General features: G+C 45.7%; 14 protein-coding genes. 8 read left to right on the forward strand and 6 right to left on the reverse strand.

Annotation, left to right across the window (positions count from 1 at the left end):
• Window positions 1-57: 57 nt before the first annotated feature.
• The 7 genes from BXY_RS07040 to BXY_RS07070 all read left to right on the forward strand — a co-directional run bounded on the left by BXY_RS07040 (window position 58) and on the right by BXY_RS07070 (window position 11,577).
• Entirely contained in the window at window positions 58-930 is an 873-nt protein-coding gene (locus BXY_RS07040; RefSeq protein ID WP_004314244.1) for an electron transfer flavoprotein subunit beta/FixA family protein, read from the forward strand.
• Window positions 931-932: 2 nt separating this feature from the next.
• Window positions 933-1,952 (forward strand): electron transfer flavoprotein subunit alpha/FixB family protein, encoded by a 1,020-nt coding sequence (locus BXY_RS07045; RefSeq protein WP_008644790.1) that lies wholly within the window; start codon window positions 933-935, stop codon window positions 1,950-1,952.
• Window positions 1,953-1,958: 6 nt separating this feature from the next.
• Window positions 1,959-3,665, forward strand: a complete 1,707-nt coding sequence (locus tag BXY_RS07050; protein ID WP_015531558.1) for an acyl-CoA dehydrogenase family protein — start codon at window positions 1,959-1,961, stop codon at window positions 3,663-3,665.
• 151 nt (window positions 3,666-3,816) lie between these two features.
• Window positions 3,817-5,571, forward strand: coding sequence for a rhomboid family intramembrane serine protease (locus BXY_RS07055; RefSeq protein WP_015531559.1), 1,755 nt, complete (start codon window positions 3,817-3,819; stop codon window positions 5,569-5,571).
• A gap of 7 nt (window positions 5,572-5,578) precedes the next feature.
• Window positions 5,579-5,998 carry a hypothetical protein gene (locus tag BXY_RS07060; protein ID WP_008644787.1) on the forward strand — a complete coding sequence of 140 codons (420 nt, stop codon included), beginning with the start codon at window positions 5,579-5,581 and terminating at the stop codon, window positions 5,996-5,998.
• 37 nt (window positions 5,999-6,035) lie between these two features.
• The gene (locus BXY_RS07065; RefSeq protein ID WP_015531560.1) at window positions 6,036-11,096 is read left to right on the forward strand and encodes a DUF4132 domain-containing protein; all 5,061 of its coding nucleotides are present in this window, start codon (window positions 6,036-6,038) and stop codon (window positions 11,094-11,096) included.
• Between the two features lie 7 nt (window positions 11,097-11,103).
• Window positions 11,104-11,577 (forward strand): GAF domain-containing protein, encoded by a 474-nt coding sequence (locus tag BXY_RS07070; RefSeq protein WP_004307141.1) that lies wholly within the window; start codon window positions 11,104-11,106, stop codon window positions 11,575-11,577.
• A 109-nt stretch (window positions 11,578-11,686) separates the two neighbouring features.
• Here the strand turns inward: BXY_RS07070 and BXY_RS07075 are convergent, their stop codons facing one another.
• The 6 genes from BXY_RS07075 to BXY_RS07100 all read right to left on the reverse strand — a co-directional run bounded on the left by BXY_RS07075 (window position 11,687) and on the right by BXY_RS07100 (window position 17,457).
• The gene (locus BXY_RS07075; protein ID WP_004307142.1) at window positions 11,687-12,001 is read right to left on the reverse strand and encodes a chaperone modulator CbpM; all 315 of its coding nucleotides are present in this window, start codon (window positions 11,999-12,001) and stop codon (window positions 11,687-11,689) included.
• Window positions 12,002-12,015: 14 nt separating this feature from the next.
• The gene (locus BXY_RS07080) at window positions 12,016-12,981 is read right to left on the reverse strand and encodes a DnaJ C-terminal domain-containing protein (protein WP_004301036.1); all 966 of its coding nucleotides are present in this window, start codon (window positions 12,979-12,981) and stop codon (window positions 12,016-12,018) included.
• 94 nt (window positions 12,982-13,075) lie between these two features.
• Entirely contained in the window at window positions 13,076-14,779 is a 1,704-nt protein-coding gene (locus BXY_RS07085; RefSeq protein ID WP_015531561.1) for a phosphoethanolamine transferase, read from the reverse strand.
• Window positions 14,766-15,965: a BamA/TamA family outer membrane protein gene (locus BXY_RS07090; protein WP_015531562.1), complete on the reverse strand. Its 1,200-nt coding sequence runs from the start codon at window positions 15,963-15,965 to the stop codon at window positions 14,766-14,768. The genes BXY_RS07085 and BXY_RS07090 overlap by 14 nt, the downstream gene beginning before the upstream one ends.
• An 89-nt stretch (window positions 15,966-16,054) precedes the next feature.
• The gene (locus BXY_RS07095; RefSeq protein ID WP_015531563.1) at window positions 16,055-17,068 is read right to left on the reverse strand and encodes a threonine aldolase family protein; all 1,014 of its coding nucleotides are present in this window, start codon (window positions 17,066-17,068) and stop codon (window positions 16,055-16,057) included.
• Window positions 17,069-17,238: 170 nt separating this feature from the next.
• A complete protein-coding gene (locus BXY_RS07100) occupies window positions 17,239-17,457 on the reverse strand; it encodes a winged helix-turn-helix domain-containing protein (RefSeq protein ID WP_004313999.1) in 219 nt (72 codons plus the stop codon).
• 236 nt (window positions 17,458-17,693) lie between these two features.
• Here BXY_RS07100 and BXY_RS07105 point away from each other — a divergent pair, with 236 nt between their 5' ends.
• Window positions 17,694-19,433 (forward strand): thiamine pyrophosphate-dependent enzyme, encoded by a 1,740-nt coding sequence (locus tag BXY_RS07105; protein WP_134992996.1) that lies wholly within the window; start codon window positions 17,694-17,696, stop codon window positions 19,431-19,433.
• Window positions 19,434-19,580: the final 147 nt, after the last annotated feature.

Raw genomic sequence — 19,580 nt, forward strand, 5'->3', positions numbered from 1 at the left:
TTACTACTTTACTACTGGCTGCTAACTTGTAGAAATACTAATACTAAAATTTATAGCATGAGTTTGAAAATTGTTGTATTGGCAAAACAAGTTCCCGACACACGTAACGTTGGGAAAGATGCCATGAAAGCCGACGGAACGATTAACCGTGCGGCACTCCCCGCCATCTTCAACCCCGAAGACCTGAATGCTCTCGAGCAAGCTCTCCGATTGAAAGATGCTCATCCAGGCTCTACCGTAACCGTTCTGACAATGGGACCGGGACGGGCAGCCGACATTATTCGTGAAGGACTTTTCCGTGGTGCAGATAACGGTTACTTATTAACCGACCGTGCTTTCGCTGGTGCAGACACACTGGCTACGTCTTACGCACTTGCCACTGCCATCCGCAAAATCGGTGAGTATGACATTATTATCGGTGGCCGTCAGGCAATCGACGGTGACACGGCACAGGTAGGTCCGCAGGTAGCAGAAAAGCTGGGATTGACGCAAATCACATACGCAGAAGAAATTCTGGAAGTAGGCGATGGTAAGATTAAGGTGAAACGTCACATCGACGGTGGTGTTGAAACTGTAGAAGGCCCGCTGCCTATCGTGATTACTGTCAACGGTTCTGCAGCTCCTTGCCGTCCGCGTAACGCTAAATTGGTTCAGAAATACAAGCATGCCAAAACTGTGACTGAAAAACAGCAAGGCAATCTTGATTATACCGACCTGTACGACAAGCGCGATTATCTGAATCTGGCAGAATGGAGCGTAGCCGACGTAAACGGTGACCTCGCACAATGCGGTCTGTCCGGTTCGCCGACAAAAGTGAAAGCCATCCAGAACATCGTGTTCCAGGCTAAAGAGAGCAAAACCATCAGCGGCAGCGACCGTGACGTGGAAGACCTGATTGTTGAACTATTAGCTAACCACACCATCGGATAATCATGAATAACTTATTTGTATATTGCGAAATAGAAGAAGGTAACGTTTTAGACGTTAGCCTCGAACTTCTGACCAAAGGTCGTTCGTTAGCCAACCAGTTGAACTGTCAGCTCGAAGCAGTGGTTGCCGGAACCGGCCTCAAAGATATTGAAAAACAAATCCTTCCTTACGGAGTAGACAAACTTCACGTTTTCGACGGCGAAGGACTTTACCCTTATACTTCACTTCCTCACACAGCTATCCTGGTGAACCTTTTCAAAGAAGAGCAGCCACAAATCTGTCTGATGGGTGCTACTGTGATCGGCCGTGACCTCGGTCCGCGCGTTTCTTCTGCTTTGACCAGCGGATTGACTGCCGACTGTACTTCACTTGAAATCGGTGACCACGAAGACAAGAAAGAAGGCAAGACTTACAAGAACCTGTTGTATCAGATCCGTCCGGCTTTCGGCGGTAACATCGTTGCTACGATTGTGAACCCGGAACACCGCCCGCAGATGGCAACCGTTCGCGAAGGTGTGATGAAGAAAGAAATCCTCTCTCCGAACTATCAGGGAGAAGTGCTCCGTCACGATGTAAAAAAATACGTAGCCGATACGGACTATGTAGTGAAAGTAATCGAACGCCACGTAGAAAAAGCAAAGAACAACCTGAAAGGTTCTCCGATTATCGTAGCCGGCGGATACGGTGTAGGTTCGAAAGAAAACTTCGACCTGTTGTTCGACCTCGCTAAAGAACTTCACGCAGAAGTAGGTGCCAGCCGTGCTGCTGTTGACGCAGGTTTCGCAGATCACGACCGCCAGATCGGTCAGACAGGTGTTACGGTTCGTCCGAAACTCTACATCGCTTGCGGTATCTCCGGACAGATTCAGCATATCGCTGGTATGCAGGAAAGTGGTATCATCATCTCCATCAACAACGACCCGGATGCTCCGATCAACACGATTGCCGATTACGTAATCAACGGAACTATCGAAGAAGTTGTGCCGAAGATGATTAAGTATTATAAACAAAATAGCAAGTAAGGAAAGATGGCTAATTATTATACAGACATACCGGAACTCAAGTTTCACTTGAACAATCCGATGATGAAACGTATTTGCGAACTCAAAGAACGCAATTACAGAGATAAAGATGAATTCGATTATGCTCCGCTGGACTTCGAAGATGCTGTAGACTCTTATGACAAAGTGTTGGAGATTACCGGAGAAATCACAGGAGAAATCATTGCCCCTAACGCAGAAGGTGTAGACGAAGAAGGTCCTCACTGTGCCAATGGTCGCGTAGAATATGCATCAGGAACCAAACAGAACTTGGACGCAATGGTAAAAGCCGGCTTGAACGGTATGACCATGCCACGTAAGTTCGGCGGTCTGAACTTCCCGATCACCCCATACACCATGTGTGCAGAAATCGTGGCTGCTGCCGATGCAGGTTTCGGAAACATCTGGTCATTGCAAGACTGTATCGAAACTCTTTATGAGTTTGGCAATCCCGACCAACACAGCCGCTTTATCCCACGCATCTGCCAAGGTGAAACGATGTCAATGGACTTGACAGAACCGGATGCTGGTTCCGACCTTCAATCTGTTATGCTGAAAGCTACTTACAGCGAAAAAGACGGATGCTGGTTACTGAACGGTGTGAAACGTTTCATCACAAACGGTGACGCGGATATTCACCTCGTACTGGCACGTTCGGAAGAAGGAACAAGAGACGGTCGTGGTTTGTCCATGTTCATCTATGACAAGCGTCAGGGTGGCGTGAACGTACGTCGTATCGAAAACAAACTCGGTATCCACGGTTCTCCTACCTGCGAATTGGTATATAAGAATGCAAAAGCTGAACTTTGCGGTGACCGCAAACTCGGTTTGATTAAATATGTAATGGCTCTGATGAACGGTGCCCGTCTGGGGATTGCCGCACAATCTGTAGGATTGAGCCAGGCAGCTTACAATGAAGGTTTGGCATACGCTAAAGACCGTAAGCAGTTCGGAAAAGCAATTATCGAATTCCCGGCTGTGTATGACATGCTGGCTATCATGAAAGGCAAACTGGATGCCGGACGTGCTTTACTGTATCAAACATCTCGCTACGTAGACATCTACAAAGCATTGGACGACATCGCCCGCGAACGTAAACTGACTCCGGAAGAACGCCAGGAACAAAAGAAATATGCTAAATTAGCAGACAGCTTTACTCCGCTGGCTAAAGGTATGAACTCTGAATATGCGAACCAAAACGCTTACGACTGTATTCAGATTCACGGCGGTTCAGGTTTCATGATGGAATATGCTTGCCAACGCATCTATCGCGACGCACGTATCACCAGCATCTACGAAGGAACTACCCAGTTGCAGACAGTAGCCGCTATCCGTTACGTAACCAATGGTTCTTACATCGCTACTATCCGCGAGTTTGAAACCATTCCTTGCTCACCGGAAATGGAACCGCTGATGTCTCGTCTGAAAAAGATGGCTGACAAATTCAAAGCAAGCACCAATGCAGTGAAAGAAGTACAAGATCAGGAATTGCTTGACTTCACCGCTCGCAAACTGGTGGAAATGGCTGCTGACATTATCATGTGTCACCTGCTGATTCAAGATGCCAGCAAGTCTTCCGAACTGTTCTCCAAATCTGCACATGTATATTTGAACTATGCAGAAGCGGAAGTAGAAAAGCACTCAAACTTCATCGAAAACTTCGATAAAGAAGACTTGGCATTCTACAAAAAGTAATAAATACTCTATCAAATCTCATAAAAGCATCCCTTCTTAGGAAGTGGATGCTTTTTTATTTGTCACATTCTATTATTTTTCATTATTATTCTATACATTTGTCAGTGAGATAAGTAATTTTTAATCGACGACTCTATATAAGAATAGAAATATGGCACTCAAACCTTCATATAACGACAAACTGCATTTACCGGGTTTATCAAAAACAGAAATCCTTATACTGGCTCTTGAAGCTTCGCAAAAGCTGGAGTGGAATATCGAGGAAGTGACTCCGGAAGGAGCACGATTCGAAGTCCCGTTCAATATGTATTCTCATGGAGAGGAAATAACCTTTACCATAGAACCGGGAAGCGACGGAGAAGTAGCTGTGCGCAGCCAATCTTCTTCCGTACAATTTGTAGACTATGGAAAGAACAGAAAAAATATACAAAAGCTACGCGAGACGATGGAAGAAATAAAAACATCCCTTACCCCGGAAGAGCTAACCCAAAAGGCAAAAGATTTCGAGGAAGAGTGTAACCGTCCGCTCACAGAAGAAGAGAAAGCCTATCTGGAAGAAGAAAAGAAGAGGAACTCTTTCTGGTCGTTCTTTATTCCCCGCAAAGGTTTTATAGCAACGCCTATCCTGATAGACCTCAACATCCTTGTATTTATTGTGATGATTGCATCCGGAGTGGGAATCATGTCTCCTTCCACCTTATCACTGCTGAAATGGGGAGCCGACTTCGGACCGCTGACCCTTACAGGCGACTGGTGGCGTGCAGTGACCTGCAACTTCATACACATCGGTGCTTTTCATCTCCTGATGAATATGTATGCCTTCATGTATGTAGGTCTTCTACTGGAAGATCTGATAGGAAGCCGTCGGATGTTCATGTCCTATTTACTGACCGGACTATGTTCGGCAGTATTCAGTCTTTATATGCACGGCGAGACAATCAGTGCCGGAGCCTCCGGAGCTATCTTCGGACTTTACGGTATATTCCTCGCCTTCCTGTTCTTCCATCGCATCGCAAAGGAACAACGAAAAGCATTATTGACCAGTATCCTTATTTTTGTCGGTTACAATCTGGTTTATGGCATGAAAGCCGGGATTGATAACGCCGCACATATTGGCGGATTATTAAGCGGTTTCCTACTGGGAATCATCTATGTATGCAGCTATAAATTTGAAAAGGCAGATGCGCAACGTACCGTTTCAATCCTTGGGGAGCTTGGTATCTTTTGCATTTTCCTGTTCAGCTTCTTGATGCTTTGCAAGAACGTTCCCCCTCTTTATCAGGACATACGCGGCGAATGGGAAAGCGGTATTGTAGAAGCCTATCTGAATGGTGAACTGGAAGAAGAAAACGAGAACGGCAACCAAGCTGGCAGGAAGACTGCCAACAGTTCTTCTACCAGCCAATATCCTCCATACGTTCCGGTAGGTAATAACGATACATGGCTTTCTTATTACGATGCAGAAACAAATTTCAGTTGCCAGTATCCTACCAACTGGAGGAAAATAACAGGAGCGAAAGGATTGACTCCCAGCGCAGAACCTCCGTTGCTTAGGCTCGTCAACGGCGCCAACCAACTGACGGTTACCGCTCTGACCTACGATACACAAAAAGAGTTTGAACATATCAAGAAGTTATCGCTCACTCTCCCGCGAAATGCACAAGGAGAACCAGCGGAAGACTATAAGCAGAGCAATGTCAACATCAACGGGCTATCCATGACAAGAACTACAAACCCTCTGCACATCGGAGCTCCTGATGAACCGGGAGAAGACATACAACAAATTGTATTACACTATTTCCAAGAAAGCAAGAAGCGAACTTTTACCATTGTTATGCTTGTCTATGACGAAGAAGCCGAAACCGATCTGAATGCTATTACATCAAGCATTCAGATCACCCAATAAAGAGAATATGAGAGTATATGTCCAAGTCAAACAATTAGGAAAGCGAAAGTGCAATATCGAAAAGATTCCTGTCGATTTTCCTGTTCCGCCTGTCGATGTACAGGGGTTGATTGAAGCCATCGTCAGTTGGCAAGTCTGTGAATATAATGAACGCTTGCAACAAAGCGAAGTACTGAAATACCTCACACAGGAAGAAGTGGAAAATAAAACAGCTTCCGGCAAGGTTGGTTTTGCAGTAAACTATAACGGCAAACCTGCCGCAGAAGTAGAAGCAATCACCAACGCCCTGCAATCTTACGAGGACGGAATTTTCCGTATCTTCATTGACGATACGGAAACTGAAGACTTATCCTCTCCCACCGGACTCAAAGAAGAATCTACCATCACCTTCATCCGATTGGCTATGCTGTCGGGAAGACTTTGGTAATCATTTTCTTATAAACACACTTAAAACGAAAATAATCATGAGACTCATTTATAATGACGCATTAAACAAACGGATTGCTCCGTACCTGGAAAGGTTAACGAAAAAGAGAACCAGTTTAGACAAAGAGACAATGACACTGTTGGATGTATTTATGCAATACTTCAACATGGATACCCGGTATGGCACATACAGCGATAAACTAGAGCCTTGCATCATACATATTATTCAGGAAGAGAAGATAAAGAGTGTTGCCAATCTTTTCGACGGAAAGTTGAACAAAGTGCTCCGTTATCTATTGGGAGACGAATATGCCAACCTGTTCCACACCTATCTGAAGCTCAAAGCACGGTGTCCGTACACTCATGGATATTCGCGCCGGTCACAGCGGTCGGCGAATCCCCTTCTGCATTTCAGTCACATCATAGATGCGCTGACGGAATTTCTAAAACTACGTGCCACCGGATTCAGCGAACAAGCCATACTGAACGGAGGAAACACTCCGGAAGAAATAGAGACATACAAGGATGCGATGAACTGCCAAAACTGGATGGCCGCCCAAATAGCAGAAGGCAACCAGACTGTCATTGAATACCTCAACAACGTATTGACCAGCGAGAATAATGCCAACCGCCTCAACCAGGGACATCTCCAGGCTATCGCCGTGAGCGGTTACCGCCCGTTGCTGGAACTGGAAGGGAAGTTACTGCTGGCAGCCAAACTGCAGGAAGGTCTCCGTCAAGCTATCGTGGAAACGATGGACGAAGGATGCCCCGAAAGTTATCTCCATCTGTTCTCGGTGATCTGCGACAACGGCCTGCAACGATTTGCCTCCGTGAAACGCGGCATTGCAGTCTGTACGGGTATTGGAGAACAAGACAGCAGCGAGCGTATCACCAACAAATATGTGGAACTGATCCGCCGTTTTCTGAACGACCGGGAAGAAGCACGCAAAGCCCTCCAAAGCAAAGATACGGTCGAACTTTATCTGGCTCTATGGAGTATCGGATTCTACAATACGGAAGAAATCCAGGCACTTGTTCCGGGAATAATTAAAGACGGTGCCAAATATCAGGTGCAGACCTTACTTTACTTTTTACGCTGTACGCAATACTCCGGCATGAACCACCGCATCAGTAAAGATGCTTTTGAAAAATGGTATAACGAACCGTCGGTAGTGGCGGCTATCCTGCCACTGTATCTGTCCGGACTCTATCTTAGCCGGTACGGAGGACATAAGGACGCCCCGTCGCTCCATGATTATTTTGATAGCAAAGAAGAAGCGATCCGTCATTATGACTATCTGAAGAACGTCTATCAGTCCATCTCTGCCAAAGAGATTTATTCTCCATACGTATTCCCATGGGAAAGTACAGAGCTCACCCGTTCGGAAATCGTTCTCAAGATGGCGTATATCACCTGGATGACCAACGATTCTGCATTAAAAGACGATCTTTGCACCTGTCTGCCTTCTTTGGATACCTATATGCGGGCAGGCTATATCGGCGTCGTATTAAATCCCCCGACCAGCCATTTACAGGAAGAATATGTGCTGCAATCACTGGGCGACCGTTCGCAGGACGTTCGTGACGAAGCCTACAAAGTATTGTCCGAGATGACTTTGTCGCCCGAACAGAATCAGAAAGTAGAAGAGTTGCTGCGCTTCAAATATAGTGAGATGCGTATCAACGCCATCAATCTATTGATGAAACAGCCGAAAGAACAATTGTCCGGCAGTATCCGCCGCTTACTAACAGACAAGGTGGCCGAACGCCGCCTAGCCGGATTGGATATGATGAAGACTATCCACAACATAGAATTTCTGCAAGATACCTATCAGGAACTGATCCCCACCGTCAAAGAAATTCAGAAACCGAACGCGAAAGAAAAAGTGTTGATAGAATCTCTGATTGGAGACGGAACGGAAGAAAACACCGCACAGCACTATACCAAAGATAACGGCTTCGGTCTGTACGACCCGGCTCTTGAAGTCAATCTGCCGGAAATTACCCAGGACAAAGGATTCAACGTTAAAAAAGCATTCGAATTCATCTGCTTTGGAAGGGCCAAACTCGTTTTCAAAAAACTAAGCAAATACATCGAAACCTACAAGAATGAAGAATTCAAAAATGGTTACGGAGAAGCACGTCTGGTAGGTAACAGTGTCCTGATAAACTGGAGCAACTACGGAGGATTGAGCGGACTCGGATTCCCGGAATTGTGGAAAGCCTTCTACGAAGAAGAAATAGGAAGCTACGACAAATTGCTGATGATGAGTTTCATGCTTGCATCGACAGGTACCGCTAAAGACGAAGACGACTCCGACGAGGAAGATGAAGAAGACATCAGGGCAGACCAGAAATCAAGTAATACTTTTGAGCCGCTTGTCAACCGGATGTATGCCGGCATCACTTACCGCGGATTGCAAAAAGACCTCCGCAAGATGCCGTACTATGAACAGATGAGTGACATCATCGAAGCACTGGCATACGAATACAAAGATGAAGCCGTCTATCAACGACTGGCCGTCAATATGCTGCTCCAACTATTGCCTTTGCTAAATACCAAAAACATCTTCCGCCAGTACACCAGTAAGCATGCATGGCTTCGGGACAAACTGGAATACGGAGAAAAACAGGTCGTTTATCCGATACATAACAACAAATTCGTGAACTTCTGGCTCGAAATGCCTCAAAAGCCCATGAATGATGATCTATTTATCCGTTACTTCACAGTGCGCTATCAGCTTTATAAGCTCACCAACTACATGGAGCACACCCCCGAACTAGAGGAAACAGACTCTTATCTTCATGCCACAGACTTCGCCCGTGCCTGGATGATGGGAATCATCCCGACAGAGGAAGTATACCGTGAAATGATGGGACGCATCAGCTCTCCCAGCCAGATCAAAGCAATCACTATGGTATTGAACGACAACGTTCGTTTCAACAAGGAAAAAGAAAGATACGCCGATATCAAAAACATCGACTTCTCCCTCTTCCGTTCCCTCGTCCAAAAGGTGGTAGACCGGATTCTTGAAATTGAATTAAAACGTGGAGACTCCGAGACACAAGTCACCTCCCTTGCAGAAGAACTAAGCTACGTCTATGGAGCTGAAACATTTATCCGTATTCTGCAAGCATTCGGCAAAGATACTTTCATACGTGACAGTTACAACTGGGGCAGCACCAAACGGGGTGTATTGAGCAGTCTGCTCCATGCTTGTCATCCCCTGCCTACGGACACCAGCGAGAATCTGAAGAAACTGGCGAAACAAGCCGAAATCAGCGACGAGCGACTGGTAGAAGCCGCCATGTTCGCCCCACAATGGATTGAACTGACTGAAAAGGCAATAGGCTGGAAAGGACTGACAAGTGCAGCCTATTATTTCCACGCCCACACCAATGAAACGTGTGACGACAAGAAGAAAGCGATTATCGCCCGCTACACCCCCATCAACGTAGATGACCTGCGGGAAGGTGCTTTTGACATCGACTGGTTCAAAGATGCATTTAAGACAATTGGCAAGCAACGCTTCGAAGTGGTCTACAATGCCGCCAAATATATTTCATGCAGCAACAGCCATACCCGTGCCCGTAAGTTTGCCGATGCTACCAACGGTGCAGTGAAGGCGGCAGATATAAAGAAAGAAATAATAGCCAAGCGCAACAAAGACTTATTGATGAGCTACGGCCTCATCCCATTGGGACGGAAGCCGGATAAAGAACTGCTGGATCGTTATCAATACCTGCAAAAGTTCCTGAAAGAGAGCAAGGAATTCGGTGCTCAAAGACAGGAAAGCGAAAAGAAAGCGGTAAACATCGCTCTGCAAAACCTGGCACGCAACTCCGGTTACGGAGACGTTACCCGCCTGACCTGGAGCATGGAAACCGAACTGATTAAAGAACTTCTTCCCTACCTGTCCCCCAAAGAGATAGACGGCGTAGAAGTGTATGTACAAATCAACGAGGAAGGTAAATCGGAGATTAAGCAAATCAAAGACGGCAAAGAGCTCAACAGCATGCCTGCCAAGCTGAAAAAGCATCCGTATATAGAAGAACTGAAAGCAGTACACAAAAAGCTGAAAGACCAGTACACCCGTTCGCGCATCATGCTGGAACAGGCGATGGAAGACTGCACTCATTTTGAAGAAAACGAATTGCGCAAGCTGATGCAGAATCCTGTTATCTGGCCATTACTGAAACATCTCGTCTTCATCTGCAACGGACAGACGGGCTTCTACACCGATGGATTGCTGATTACAGTAAATGCCGTTTGCCTCCCGTTAAAACCGAAAGACGAGTTACGCATCGCGCACCCCACAGACCTGTATACAAGCGGAGACTGGCATGCTTATCAAAAATTCCTGTTCGATAAATCAATCCGCCAACCTTTCAAACAGGTATTCCGCGAACTTTACGTTCCGACTCCGGAAGAAATAGAAGCCACTCAATCCCGCCGCTATGCCGGCAACCAGATCCAACCGCAGAAAACGGTTGCCGTACTGAAAGGCCGTCGCTGGGTAGCCGACTATGAAGACGGTCTCCAAAAGATCTATTACAAAGAGAACATCATCGCCACCATCTATGCGATGGCAGACTGGTTCTCTCCTGCCGACATCGAAGCTCCGACATTAGAATATGTCTGCTTCCACAACCGCAAAGACTACAAGTTAATGAAAATCTCGGAGATTCCTCCTGTCATCTTCTCCGAAGTAATGAGAGACGTAGACCTGGCAGTAAGCGTAGCCCATGCCGGAAGCGTTGACCCGGAAACCAGCCACTCTACCATCGAGATGCGCAGCGTACTGGTGGAACTGACGATGCCGTTGTTTCATTTCAAGAACGTGACAATAAAAGGAAGTTTTGCTCACATCGAAGGTAAACTGGGTAAGTACAATATTCATCTGGGCAGCGGTGTGATCCATCAGGAAGGTGGTGCACAGATAGCCGTTCTTCCGGTACATTCGCAAAATCGCGGACGCCTGTTCCTGCCTTTCGTAGATGAAGATCCGAAGACTGCCGAAATACTGACTAAGATTATCTTCTTTGCAGAAGACGATAAGATAAAAGATCCGAGCATTCTGAACCAAATCAAATAGTAAAGAGATGGCAGAAAATTTAATCATCCACACAGGAAGCAAGGAAGAAAAGTATCGGGAGTTACTTCCGCAACTGCATGCTTTGGTAAGTACGGAAGCAGATCTCATTGCCAATCTTGCCAACATGGCAGCAGCCTTAAAGCAGACTTTCGGTTTCTTCTGGGTAGGCTTTTACCTTGTGAAAGAGGAAGAACTCGTACTGGGTCCGTTTCAAGGCCCCATTGCCTGCACTCGCATCCGCTTTGGCAGAGGAGTTTGCGGAACCGCTTGGAAAGAAGCCCGTACACTGATTGTTCCTGATGTAGAGCAGTTTCCCGGACACATAGCCTGTAGTTCGGACTCGAAATCGGAAATAGTAGTACCGATCCTCAAGCAGGGGAAAGTTGCCGGGGTGCTGGATATCGACAGTGATACATTGGATAGCTTCGACACTATCGACGCACGCTATCTGGAAGAGATTTGCACGTATATTGTATTATAAAATAACGGCATAAACATCCTGAAAAAACGGAGGCTCTGATTGAATGAATCAGAGCCTCCGTTTACTATAAATAGAGCCTCTGTTCGAATCAAACAGAGGCTCTATTTTTTTACCAGTCCATATCTTCTATTTCCCGTTCCCGGTACAGCAAAAGTTGTTTGCGAAGCGAACGCATTTCGTGCCTCATATCTTCCATCCTTTCCAGCAAATGATGAATGGCATCGATACCTTCCATGTTGATGGATAAGTCATAGTACATTCTGCTATAACGTTCCACGTTCGGGAGTTCCGACAAAAGCAGATAATGTTCACCGCCTTCGGTATGCACGTTAATCAAACCGCCCTCTTCCAACATTTCGATGAATGAAGGCTCAATATGACATTTGTGACAGTATTCACTGACAATTATTAATTCGGTCTGCATAGTACTCATTCATTTTAGTTCATACTCTGTAATTGACGGAACAACTCTTTCTGTTTGTCGGTCAAGTTCGTAGGAATCTTGACAGAATAGGTCACAATCAAGTCACCGAATTGTCCTTCCTTCTTATAAACCGGGAATCCTTTACCTTTCAGACGGACTTTCGTACCGTTCTGCGTTTCCGGTTTTATCTTCAGTTTCACTTTACCGTCCAGCGTGTCGACTACTTTCTCGCCTCCCAATACGGCAGAGTAAAGATCTACCTCCACATCTATGTACAGATCGTCGCCCAGGCGTTTGAACACCGGGTCTTCGGCTATAACGAACGTAATGTACAAGTCGCCCGCAGGTCCTCCGTTGACACCTTCGGCTCCGTAGCCTTTCAGTTTAATAACCTGTCCGTCGGCTACACCGGCAGGGATAGTGATACGTACCTGTTTACCATTTACAGTCAATATCTGCTTATGCGTTTGAGCAGCATCACGAAGGGAAAGATGAAGTTCGGCATTAAAGTCCTGTCCGCGGAATCCCGCAGAACCTTGTCCTCTTCCTCCCCGATGTCCGAACATTGATTCGAAGAAATCGGAAAATCCACTAGCGTTGCCACCGGAAAATCCTTCTCCATCGGAACTATACCAATAGGTTCCGTTACCGTCGGAGAAACCCTGACCCGCACCGCCGAATCCGCCGAAACCTCCTGCACCGCCAAAGCCTCCGGCTTGTTGCTGTGCACGTTTCTGCGCTTCGAATTCATCGGCATGCTTCCAATGTTCTCCGTACTCATCATACTTTTTACGTTTCTCGGGGTCACTCAGTACTTCATTGGCTTCGTTGATTTCCTGAAATTTATCCTTTGCACTAGGGTCATTAGGATTCAAATCAGGGTGATATTTCCGGGCCAACTTACGAAAAGCCTTTTTGATATCATCCTGAGAAGCACTTTTGTCTACTCCAAGAATCTTGTAATAATCTATATAGGCCATGTTTTATGAATTTAATCGTTCATACATCATACGGCAAATAACACGCCAATCACGCTTTTGGATGCAAAAATTAACAAGGATTAATACCTAATACTTAATACTTGATATTCCTCTTTTCCAGCATCTGGAAGTCTTGCTTCTTCATACCCAAATCATCCAGCGGACGGGGTTCGTTGTGATCGTTCAGATAAACTCTCGGTTTTAGGACGTAGTGCGGAGCCGTTACAGATTGCGAATCATCCCGGTAAGGAGTTTCTATTCCGGCTAAAGACAACATGGTCGGGAAGAAAGAGCTGCTGGAAGAAACATTCTTATCCTTATTATCAATGGCGGTATCCCAGTATTCGGGATAGGTTTCAAGGTAGTTGTCGGACATCCAGATGAGGAACGGCACGTGAAGTTGATAATAAGAAGGTACGGGAGAAGCGTGGAGGAACAGATGGCGGGAATCGTCGAAAATATCCTCACCATGATCGGAAGTGTAGAGCATGGCGGCATCTATCTGCTGTTTTTCCAACATGTGGATAAGGCGTGACAAGAAACCGTCCGTATAACGGATGGAGTTGTCATAGGCATTGACCAGGTTATCCCGGTATTTTCTTTCTGCTTCCATCGGATAATCGGGCGTAAAGAAAGCACTTTCCGACGGGTAACGTTCGCGGTAATTAAAGTGAGAACCGTAGGTATGGAGCACGATAAATTGTTTCGTCGCACCTTTAGCCAGTTCCTGCTCCACCAATTTCAGAAGTTCGTCGTCAGAAGGATTATAGGAGGAACTGACAGAATCTTCTTTTATAAAATCGTACGTATCGGCTTCCATTCCGAAGAAGTCAATAAACGAATGGTTGTAACGTTGGTTGGAGAAAAAGGCTGTCCGGAAACCTGCCTCTTTAAAGGCAGTGATGATTCCCTTCTGATGATAGATAGAATCGTAGTTGCAGGCGGTAGCGTCCGACATCAACATGGGGACACTTTTATGTGTCGTATTCGACTCTGTCAGTACTTTCGGGAAAGCAATCAGACCCGGTTGCCGGGATAAAAGAGGGTTCGTTTCACGTTCGTAACCATACAGTTGCCAGTTCAGGGCACGGGAGGTTTCTCCTACAACCATTACGTATACTTCCCGTTTCTCTTTCGGATGCGTAGGCAGGGCATGGAAAGTAAAATCCTTCGAAGTACGGTGATAATTCTGCGTCAAGGCGGTTCGTTGGAAGGCAAGACCTACGTTATAACACACGTTCAGCGGATATAAATCGGACTTCAACTCATATCCCGGGTCCTGCATATATGCTCCGGCAAGGCTAAGGAGGGAGATTCCAAAGACTATGGAGGCTCTCTTCCGTTCTCTGCGGATAAATTCTGCCGTAAGTTTCCGCTTACGTACAATTGAAATGGTCCCTAATATCAGGGCAGGTACGTAGAGTATGATGACAGCAATAATGGCAGGTGTGAGATTATCAAGCAATTCGAGGGCTTCACTCGAATTGGTAGTCACCAGGTTCAGAAACATATCGACAGCGATAATGGACTGGCCGAACAAATAAAGCAATACAATCTGAAAGGCTCCGAAAAACAGGAACAGGAATAAAATCCAAAGCATCTTGCCACAGTTTCTCGACAAAGTCATCAACAGATAATAGCAGCCGAAAGGCAAAAGCACATTACACACCTTTGCCATCAACGGTAAAGGCTCTGTCAAACAGAGCACAAGGTTGGGTACTATCAAGATGAAGAGGAACAGATAAAACAAATGTTCCTGATTCTCCAACCAATTCTTTATATTCTTAAAAAGCTTCATTGATATTAAAAATAAATCCGGTCTGGTGTTTGCCAAACCCTAAATCCAAACGTACATTTACTCTCTTCTTAAACTCCCAACGATAACCGAAACCATAATTAGGCAGAATATGCTTCGGAGTAAACTCGGAGAGTCGTGGAAAAATCGTTCCCGCTCCTGCCCATACTGCTATTCCATTCCGTTTCCAGACGTGTTGCCGGAGTTCTATTTGCGCATCCATTGCTCCTTTGTCCCGATAGCGTCCTTCGTAATATCCGCGCATGGAGTAAGAGCTTCCCAGCGTTGCCATCAATCCCCACGGGGTATCGCCATAGGTAAGCAATGTGTGGAATTGTCCTGCCAGCACTCCGCCTTTCCATACGGGCTGATAATAGCTAGTAGTCAGTTCGGTGCTGCTAAACGCATATTTATTGCCGAGAAAAGCCGGGCTGAATCGCTGGTCTATCCGCAAGTAATAGCCGTAAGATGCATTTGTCAGGAAATCACGTGAATCGTAAAGGAGAGAAAGTCCCAGGCTGGTGTTGGTGGTCCGTGCCGCCATCCCTTCCCATAGTTCCGGTTTATCAAAGTCCCGCCCGTCAATATAATCGAATATGGTCATCGGGCCGATGTAGAAGTTCTTTGCCAGCCGGAACATAAAATCGACTTTCACCTGTGCTTGAAAACGTTTATAGTCGCTTTCATTATCAGAGTTGACTCCATTGTCATATCCCCGTCCCCAATACAGGCTGGGGAAAGAATAGAAATAGAGATTGTAATTCAAGCGGTATTTGTCTTGCGGAAACAGATGGTTCCCACGGATTCCCAACAGATAGAAGCCGACCGTCGACACATCTCCGTAAAGAGAGACATTGGAAGGAGGAAGAAGCGAATCGTTCCGATCGGTGCGATATAGTCCGGCTGCCACCAGTCCGAGTCCGAACTTGGTGTCACTGGAGTAGTGAGGACCACCTATCACACTGAAATCAAACTTTTTATTCTTTTTTTCCTTATTGGCGTCATTGAAGTAATCAAGAAACTTTTTAAAGAAGCTGCGCTTTGCCGGAATGGAATCTTCCATGGTTGCAGATATAGAATCCTCCGGCAGTTCAATTTTAGTAGAATGCAGCTGTGCGCCCAACGGGGTTTGTGTCAACAACAAAAGCGCGAATATGATTAGCCTGTTCTGTCTAGTATTCATAATCATAAGAAGTAGAAAACTTTGCGGACAAAGTTAGTTTCAAACTTCTTATTACAACAGAGTTTCAGAGGCTTTTGTTGTCCTGAATTTCCTTTTTAACGTTTCAAAAGTCCTATAAACTCGTCCACATCTTCCTCTGTTGTATCAAAAGAAGTTACCAAGCGGATTTCATCCTTCTCTTCGTTCCAGAAATAAAAGAAATAAGACTCCAGCATCCGGTCGATAACCGGGCGGGGCATAGTAAGGAATAGTTGGTTACTCTCGGCTTTTTGAGTAAAAGTGACTTCGGGCAGTTTCTCTAATTCCGCACGAAGTTTGGCAGCCATCGCATTGGCGTGGCTGGCATTCTTCAGCCAAAGGTCGCCGGTGAGGTATGCCGTAAACTGGCAAGAGAGGTAACGCATCTTCGAAGCGAGCTGGGCGGATTGCTTACGGATGAAACGGGCTTCCGGTTGCAGGTCTTTATTAAATACAATCACGCACTCTCCCATCATCAGTCCGTTCTTCGTTCCGCCGAAACTAAGAATATCGACTCCGCAATCCACCGTCAGTTCTTTAAGAGAAAGATTCAGGGCGGCACAGGCATTGGCTATTCTGGCTCCGTCCATGTGTACATACATACCATTCAGATGGGCAAAGTCAGTCAGGCGTTTCAACTCTTCGGGAGTGTAGATGGTGCCAAGTTCGGTACATTGGGAGATGTAGAGAGCTCTAGGTTGCGAATGGTGCTGGTCGCCGAAACCGTGCAGGTAAGGTTGCATCAATTTCGGGGTAAGTTTACCGTCGGGAGTAGCAATCGGGCGAATCTGACAACCTGTCATTTTCACAGGAGAGCCACACTCATCGACATAGATATGAGCAGTTTCCGCACAAAAGATAGAATGATACGGGCGGGTCATCAGTTGCAATGCTACCACATTGCTGCCTGTTCCGTTGAAAACAAACAAAGGGACACAGTTCGGGGTGAAGGTTTCTTTGATCTTCGCTACGGCTTCTTCTGTCCATTTGTCATCGCCATATCCTAAAGAATGGTCTATATTGGCCCGGTTCAAGGCTTCCATTACCAACGGATGCACACCGGAATTATTGTCAGAGGCAAAACTTCTCATTGTTTCTTACATTTTAATTCGTGGTGCAAAGTAACAGAATTATTTCTGGAAATCAATTGAAAGGAAGATACATTAAAAGGAAAAAGGATAAAAACGAGAATCTCCGAAGGACTGACCGGGCTGTCATCCCTCCGGAGATTCTGCTGTTTTCGTTAAAGTGCCAAATTCTTTTAGCCAATATAAACATTCACACAGAGATATACATAGAGTTCTTCATCACACTGATCGAACTCAATCTTGTTCTCTCTTGACAACCACCCTAAAGCGGCACCCAGCTCTTTATCTTTCAACCCGGATTTTCTCTTCAGAAGTCCGTAGCTCCACTTTTCGTTATTGCTAAGCAGTTGCCAAACCTTACCGGCATTTACACCGATTTCATTTCTATTCATTTTTCTAGAGTAATTAAGAGGTTTAATACATTAGGTTAAGATTTCGCCTATAAAGATAACAAAAGGATATTGCATTTGTTTATACGTCTTTACTAAAAAGTTGTTACAGAATTATTTTTAACATAAAAGCGGTGATGTGTCCCGACACAAAGGCGTTATTAGCATATGTTAAATTAGAACTTTTCCTTGCAGACATCTGTTATTACATAAAAATCAATCCTAAACCAATTACAGCTATGGCAAAAAAAATAGCAGAACAACTGATAGATACTTTGGTTAAATCCGGAGTTGAACGTATTTACGCCGTAACAGGCGACAGTCTGAATGAGGTAAACGAAGCAGTCAGAAAAAACGATCAAATAAAATGGATACATGTGCGCCATGAAGAGACAGGAGCGTATGCCGCTGCTGCAGAAGCACAACTGACCGGCCATCCGGGATGCTGCGCGGGAAGTAGCGGACCGGGACACGTTCATCTTATCAACGGTTTGTATGACGCGCACCGTTCCGGGGCACCGGTAATCGCCATCGCTTCTACGATTCCTACCGGAGAATTCGGTACGGAGTATTTTCAGGAGACGAATACAATCAAACTTTTTAACGATTGCAGTTATTATAATGAAGTAGCCACTACTCCCAGGCAATTTCCACGTATGCTCCAATCGGCCATACAAACGGCTGTCACCCGTAAAGGGGTGTCCGTCATCGGGCTACCGGGAGACTTGGCAAAGGCTTCTGCCGTCACTGTCGACTCGTCGGTCCGGAACTATCCTGCCCCACCGGAGGTTTGCCCGTCGGAAGAAGATTTGGCTCAATTGGCCGACTTGCTAAACAAACATACACGTATCACTCTTTTCTGCGGCATCGGTTGCCGGGGAGCTCACGAGGAAGTGATCGCGCTTTCCGAGAAGCTGAATGCTCCGGTGGTATATACTTTCAAAGGAAAGATGGAGGTGCAATATGAGAATCCGTATGAAGTGGGTATGACGGGATTGTTGGGAATGCCTTCGGGATATTACAGTATGCATGAAGCTGAAGTACTTCTCATGCTCGGCACTGACTTTCCGTATTCTGCTTTCCTGCCGGATGACATCAAGATAGCCCAGATTGATATAAAGCCCGAACGTCTGGGACGTCGTGCAAAGGTGGATATCGGACTTTGCGGAGACGTCAAACTTAGCATCCAGTCTTTATTGCGTATGCTGAATCCGAAAACGGATGATTCTTTCTTACTGAAACAACTCAAAAGATACGAGGGAGTAAAGAAGGATTTGGCCGCTTACACAGAAGATAAAGGGGACGTAAATAAGATTCATCCCGAATATGTGATGTCTGAAATAGACAAACTAAGTTCGGACGATGCTGTGTTTACGGTAGATACGGGAATGACTTGTGTATGGGGAGCACGTTATCTGCAAGCAACGGGCAAACGGCACATGCTGGGTTCCTTCAATCATGGTTCGATGGCAAATGCGTTGCCGCAAGCTATCGGTGCCGCGTTGGCTTATCCGGATCGTCAGGTGGTTGCGCTTTGCGGAGATGGCGGATTATCGATGACTTTAGGAGACTTGGAAACCGTTGTACAATATAAGTTGCCGATTAAAATCATCGTATTCAACAACCGTTCATTGGGAATGGTGAAGTTGGAAATGGAAGTAGACGGACTGCCGGACTGGCAAACGAACATGTTGAATCCTGACTTCGCCCAAGTGGCCGAAGCAATGGGAATGACCGGGTTTAATGTCAGTGATCCGGAAGAAGTGTTGACTACTTTATTGAATGCATTCGAGTTGGATGGTCCGGTACTTGTTAATATCATGACCGATCCGAACGCACTGGCCATGCCTCCCAAAATAGAATTCGGGCAAATGGTGGGCTTTGCGCAGTCAATGTATAAGCTGTTAATCAACGGCCGTTCACAAGAAGTGATTGATACGATCAATTCTAACTTTAAACATATACGGGAGGTATTTTAAGTTATTCTATTTTTAATATTTTCATTATCTCTCTCAAAGTATGACTTGCTATTATTGTCTATTACAATAAGGTAAGTCATACCTTTTTATAGTCTATCTTGAGGTGATAATCATTTTATTTTCTTATGTTTGTAATCATCAAAAAGT

Origin of the sequence: Bacteroides xylanisolvens XB1A, assembly GCF_000210075.1 — a bacterium.
GTDB lineage: Bacteria > Bacteroidota > Bacteroidia > Bacteroidales > Bacteroidaceae > Bacteroides > Bacteroides xylanisolvens.

Coding starts and splice junctions, on each gene's coding strand:
- BXY_RS07060 (WP_008644787.1), top strand. CDS start 5,579: ATGAGAGTATATGTCCAAGTCAAACAATTAGGAAAGCGAAAGTGCAAT.
- BXY_RS07085 (WP_015531561.1), bottom strand. CDS start 14,779: ATGAAGCTTTTTAAGAATATAAAGAATTGGTTGGAGAATCAGGAACAT.
- BXY_RS07090 (WP_015531562.1), bottom strand. CDS start 15,965: ATGATTATGAATACTAGACAGAACAGGCTAATCATATTCGCGCTTTTG.
- BXY_RS07050 (WP_015531558.1), top strand. CDS start 1,959: ATGGCTAATTATTATACAGACATACCGGAACTCAAGTTTCACTTGAAC.
- BXY_RS07095 (WP_015531563.1), bottom strand. CDS start 17,068: ATGAGAAGTTTTGCCTCTGACAATAATTCCGGTGTGCATCCGTTGGTA.
- BXY_RS07055 (WP_015531559.1), top strand. CDS start 3,817: ATGGCACTCAAACCTTCATATAACGACAAACTGCATTTACCGGGTTTA.
- BXY_RS07040 (WP_004314244.1), top strand. CDS start 58: ATGAGTTTGAAAATTGTTGTATTGGCAAAACAAGTTCCCGACACACGT.
- BXY_RS07105 (WP_134992996.1), top strand. CDS start 17,694: ATGGCAAAAAAAATAGCAGAACAACTGATAGATACTTTGGTTAAATCC.
- BXY_RS07065 (WP_015531560.1), top strand. CDS start 6,036: ATGAGACTCATTTATAATGACGCATTAAACAAACGGATTGCTCCGTAC.
- BXY_RS07045 (WP_008644790.1), top strand. CDS start 933: ATGAATAACTTATTTGTATATTGCGAAATAGAAGAAGGTAACGTTTTA.
- BXY_RS07100 (WP_004313999.1), bottom strand. CDS start 17,457: ATGAATAGAAATGAAATCGGTGTAAATGCCGGTAAGGTTTGGCAACTG.
- BXY_RS07080 (WP_004301036.1), bottom strand. CDS start 12,981: ATGGCCTATATAGATTATTACAAGATTCTTGGAGTAGACAAAAGTGCT.
- BXY_RS07070 (WP_004307141.1), top strand. CDS start 11,104: ATGGCAGAAAATTTAATCATCCACACAGGAAGCAAGGAAGAAAAGTAT.
- BXY_RS07075 (WP_004307142.1), bottom strand. CDS start 12,001: ATGCAGACCGAATTAATAATTGTCAGTGAATACTGTCACAAATGTCAT.